The following is a 5,013-nucleotide window of genomic DNA, read 5'->3' on the forward strand; positions in this document are numbered from 1 at the left end:
CCAAAGGTCTAGTGCTTGTTGGTAGAGGGGTTCGGCCTCTGAGTACCGACCCTGGTTATAGTACAGTCCTGCCAGGTTGTTGAGGCTGGTAGCGACATCCGGGTGGTTTTCTCCCAGCAGCTGTTTCAAAAGGTCTAGTGCTTGTTGGTAGAGGGGTTCGGCCTCTGAGTACCGACCCTGGTTATAGTACAGTCCTGCCAGGTTGTTGAGGCTGGTAGCGACATCCGGGTGGTTTTCTCCCAGCAGCTGTTTCCTCAGTTTTAGTGCTTGTTGGTAGAGGGGTTCGGCCTCTGAGTACCGACCCTGGTTATAGTACAGTAAAGCCAGGTTGTTGAGGCTGGTAGCGACATCCGGGTGGTTTTCTCCCAGCAGCTGTTTCCAAAGGTCTAGTGCTTGTTGGTAGAGGGGTTCGGCCTCTGAGTACCGACCCTGGTTATAGTACAGTCCTGCCAGGTTGTTGAGGCTGGTAGCGACATCCGGGTGGTTTTCTCCCAGCAGCTGTTTCCTCAGTTTTAGTGCTTGTTGGTAGAGGGGTTCGGCCTCTGAGTACCGACCCTGGTCTTTGTACAGTAAAGCCAGGTTGTTGAGGCTGGTAGCGACAGAAGGGTGGTTTTCTCCCAGCAGCTGTTTCCTCAGTTTTAGTGCTTGTTGGTAGAGGGGTTCGGCCTCTGAGTACCGACCCTGGTTATAGTACAGTCCTGCCAGGTTGTTGAGGCTGGTAGCGACAGAAGGGTGGTTTTCTCCCAGCAGCTGTTTCCTCAGTTTTAGTGCTTGTTGGTAGAGGGGTTCGGCCTCTGAGTACCGACCCTGGTTATAGTACAGTAAAGCCAGGTTGTTGAGGCTGGTAGCGACATCCGGGTGGTTTTCTCCCAGCAGCTGTTTCAAAAGGTCTAGTGCTTGTTGGTAGAGGGGTTCGGCCTCTGAGTACCGACCCTGGTTATAGTACAGTCCTGCCAGGTTGTTGAGGCTGGCTGCTACATGTGGGTGGTTTTCTCCCAGCAGCTGTTTCAAAAGGTCTAGTGCTTGTTGGTAGAGGGGTTCGGCCTCTGAGTACCGACCCTGGTTATAGTACAGTCCTGCCAGGTTGTTGAGGCTGGTAGCGACAGAAGGGTGGTTTTCTCCCAGCAGCTGTTTCCAAAGGTCTAGTGCTTGTTGGTAGAGGGGTTCGGCCTCTGAGTACCGACCCTGGTTATAGTACAGTCCTGCCAGGTTGTTGAGGCTGGTAGCGACAGAAGGGTGGTTTTCTCCCAGCAGCTGTTTCCTCAGTTTTAGTGCTTGTTGGTAGAGGGGTTCGGCCTCTGAGTACCGACCCTGGTTATCGTACAGTCCTGCCAGGTTGTTGAGGCTGGTAGCGACATCCGGGTGGTTTTCTCCCAGCAGCTGTTTCCAAAGGTCTAGTGCTTGTTGGTAGAGGGGTTCGGCCTCTGAGTACCGACCCTGGTTATAGTACAGTCCTGCCAGGTTGTTGAGGCTGGTAGCGACATCCGGGTGGTTTTCTCCCAGCAGCTGTTTCCAAAGGTCTAGTGCTTGTTGGTAGAGGGGTTCGGCCTCTGAGTACCGACCCTGGTCTTTGTACAGTCCTGCCAGGTTGTTGAGGCTGGTAGCGACATCCGGGTGGTTTTCTCCTAGACGGTGTTTGCTAACTTCCAAACATTGCTTTAACCAAGGCTCTGCCAGTTTGTATAATCCCTGACCCTCATAGAACCAACCTAGCTTGAGAAAGGGTACAATTAAATACTCATCCTCTAGCCATTGTTGTAGTTCTGTTGCTGCTTCTGCTACGTGTGGTATGGATGGTGCTATTCCGTCTACCTGCTCTTTTGTGGGATTGTAAGGGAGAGACTGTGCTTCTTGTGCCATTACCTTACAGAAACTCTGTTTGAGCTTTCCTGCTTCTGGCATCTGTTCGAGTTTACTGCGGAAATATTTACGTACTAATTGGTGAAATTGATAATCCCCTTCCTCAGTTTCACGAATTAAATTCAAGCCCAATAAACTGTCTTCTATTACATCTTCCCAATCTCTAACTCCTTGAGATTTGTTATTTTTTGAAGGAATCAGTGGTGAAATCAGGCGTGAGAATGTTGGAAACCAACGCTGTAGGATAGAGTCTTGAGTACTATTAGTTATAGATAAACACGTTTCCACTAGTGTCCACTTAATTGGAGCTAGGGCAAATAGGCTCAATAAACATCCTAACCACTGCCCTTGAAAATCTAACTCTTTCCAGCTCAACTCTAATGCTGCTTCTACTCCTCTTTGAGCTGTCATTTCCCCCGATGGCTCCAGTGTGTTTAGCTTTTGCTCCAATTCCTGTGCCATCCTGGCCAAGGTCCACCTAGATTTTCTCTTGAGGAAACGTCCTACTAACTCCAATCCCAGGGGTAGGTATCCTAAGTCTTTACAGAGTTGAGAGGCTGCTACTGGTTCTTTTTCCAGTCTTGACTCATCGATAAAATTTGCTAACAACTCCAAAGCTGCTTGCTCATCTAGCACCTCTAGACGTAATTGTTCAAAGGATTCTGATAGCCAATATTTACGTGTCGTTATTAGTACTTTGAAACGGGATTCTTGGGGTGGTAGATAACCTTCAATATCCTCGTAGTTTCTAACATCATCCAGAATGATCAGGACATCACCATCTAAAGGCGGCCACCGAGACCAACAAAAGTCTAACTGTTTTAGTAATTCCCAATCTTCAGGAGGATTAAGATTAAGCTGAGATTTAACAAAACTCAGCAATTGTAACCCAGGGTTGGATTCTTGTACCTGTATCCAACAAATACCAGCGGGATAGGTTGATTGCTGTTTCTGGCGTTGAGCATACTGTATGGCAAGTTCAGTTTTACCTACTCCAGCCATACCGCTAACCACAGCAGTGATAGCAATACGCTCCTTTTCTTGAAGCTGTTGGTGTAGGTCTTTTAGTTGTTTCTCCCGACCAACAAATTTGACTAAGCCACTGCGTACTCTAGCTAAATTATTAGGATTAGCAACTGGGATTTGGTTAACCTGCTCCCCAGGCGACTTCAGCTAATGTTGAGGAGGATTAGTGTAGTTGTTAAAGTTGAAGGTATTATTACTACCAGTTCCTTTAATAACTGGACCTTTATTTTCAGTGTTGTAATTTACCTCACCACCAGATACCTTGTTGTAATTTACCTCACCACCAGATACTTGCCAATTTTCCCCTTGCTCTTGGTTCAAATTATCGATTTCCCTTGCTAATGCTTCAATCTCCTCGGCAAATTGAGAATCAGCTGCCATCGCCTCTGGCAAATAGTCAGATACAACTTTTAGCTCAGTCTTTGACCCTGGTTCGGCACGTTGCAAAGCTACTTCAGCCCTCGGATTACCTCTTAACTTATTAATAATCTTCTCGCGCAGGAGCTTGGCTTTTTCTATGGCTGCCTCAGTAAACTTTTCTACTGTAGTTTCCGCAGCTTTGGTACCGATAAAGGCTAGGGCGGCAATGACTAGAGGTTCCATATCTGAGTAACTAGGGCAGATTAACTAGGGCTACGATGAGTACTACACCATTACTTATTTGTCTTCCGGATTAATTCTGATAAAATTAAAACGGTGCCCTGTGTCGGTTGGGCTAGTACATTTTTCGACGTTGCTGATTCTAAGTCAGGAAACATTATGGCCTTCGCCCCTCCTCCTAAAACCCCAACTTCTGCACCGCCCTCCGTTTAACCTCCTCACCCCGCCGGTCGTACTTAGCCGTAGTTACAGGGGAAGCATGGCCAGCTAACTTCTGGACGGTCACGATGTCAATCCCAGCATCCAGTAAATCAGAGCAGAAGGTCCTCCGAAAGTCATGGGGACTAAAGGATTCCACTCCAGCCTCTTTAGCCCGTTTTTGCAAAATCAACAACACGGCCTGGGGGGTCATAGTTCTGTACTGTATCTGCCCACCTTTGAATATTGGGCACAACAGCGCTCCTGGTTGGCGACCTCTGACACTCAACCAATCATTGACAAACGCGATTCGGCAAAGCCGACGCTACGCGAACGCACCTTCGGGTAAATAGACGGTCCTATCCTTCCCTCCCTTACCCTGGCGCACTTCCAATGCACCACTATCACCATCAAAATCCCGCACTTCCAGCTTTACCACCTCTGCCCGTCGCAGTCCTGTACCCCGTAGGATGCCAATTAGGGCTATATCCCTAACCCCTTGGTTGGTTGTATCCGAGGCACACACCTTAATGAGTGCTGTAATTTCTGCTTGAGTTAGTGCTCGACCTCTGGGTAAGGGATAATTCTTAATCCTGGGTAAATCCACCGCTGCCTCGTAATCTTCTGCATTCATCAGTTTTAACTTCTTTGCCACCGTTAATACTCCCCTGAGCGCTGCCATCTTTTTTTGAACCGTGGCCGGGGCATTGATTTCCAATAATGCTGCTTGAACGGCAGCGGTGTGCTGGTAAGTGAGGGCTGCCCAGTCAAGGGTGTCTGCATCGCATTCGTTGTTAGTGAGTAGGGATGCGATCATATCCAAAGCTTGCCTCATTGTTGGCTGCGACCCCGGACTCAAGCTGTTCAGATAGACCCGTGCTGGATGCCCAGTCAAGGGTAAAGCTGTGGTGAGAGAGAGTGATGTGGTAGTGAGGGTCACGCGCGATGTGCTTATCAGAAGTCCTCTCCTAATATCAAGTTCGGTTGAATACCCAGAATAAAAGTGTGGGGAGATGGGGAGATGGGGGAGATTTTTATTAAGGGTAATTATCCTGACATGATATAAGAAGTCATTATCACATGGAATAACCCACTTTTATCATCAAGCGCGAAAGGTCCTTAGGGAGAAGGTTTTAAACCGACTTGTTGCTCTTTAAGCATCACCATTCACCCCCAAAAATCACACCATTTCTAACGCAGCTCTGGTGATGTACTGGGAAAAAGCTTCAGTTGCATGGGCATCCCAGATATTCTTACCGCCAGGTTCCCAGTTTTGCTTGCTGTAACAGATATCTTCTTGACAGTCATAACAAACTGGAAATGAATTAT

General features: G+C 47.8%; 2 protein-coding genes and 1 pseudogene. All 3 read right to left on the bottom strand.

What is annotated here, in order from left to right; all coding sequences use genetic code 11:
- A partial coding sequence (fxsT, locus tag F6K57_RS36465) for an FxSxx-COOH system tetratricopeptide repeat protein (RefSeq protein WP_364305593.1) occupies nucleotides 1-3,033 on the bottom strand: 3,033 nt, incomplete at its 3' end.
- Nucleotides 3,034-3,489 carry a hypothetical protein gene (locus F6K57_RS36470; protein WP_293073051.1) on the bottom strand — a complete coding sequence of 152 codons (456 nt, stop codon included), beginning with the start codon at nucleotides 3,487-3,489 and terminating at the stop codon, nucleotides 3,034-3,036. It lies immediately after the preceding gene.
- Nucleotides 3,490-3,664: 175 nt separating this feature from the next.
- Nucleotides 3,665-4,519 (bottom strand): annotated as a pseudogene (locus F6K57_RS36475) (tyrosine-type recombinase/integrase).
- Between the last annotated feature and the right edge of the window lie 494 nt (nucleotides 4,520-5,013).

The organism is Moorena sp. SIO4A5 (assembly GCF_010672005.1).
Classification (GTDB): domain Bacteria; phylum Cyanobacteriota; class Cyanobacteriia; order Cyanobacteriales; family Coleofasciculaceae; genus Moorena.

Excerpts from the sequence above, each read along its gene's own strand:
- F6K57_RS36470 (WP_293073051.1), bottom strand. The coding sequence starts at position 3,489 with ATGGAACCTCTAGTCATTGCCGCCCTAGCCTTTATCGGTACCAAAGCT.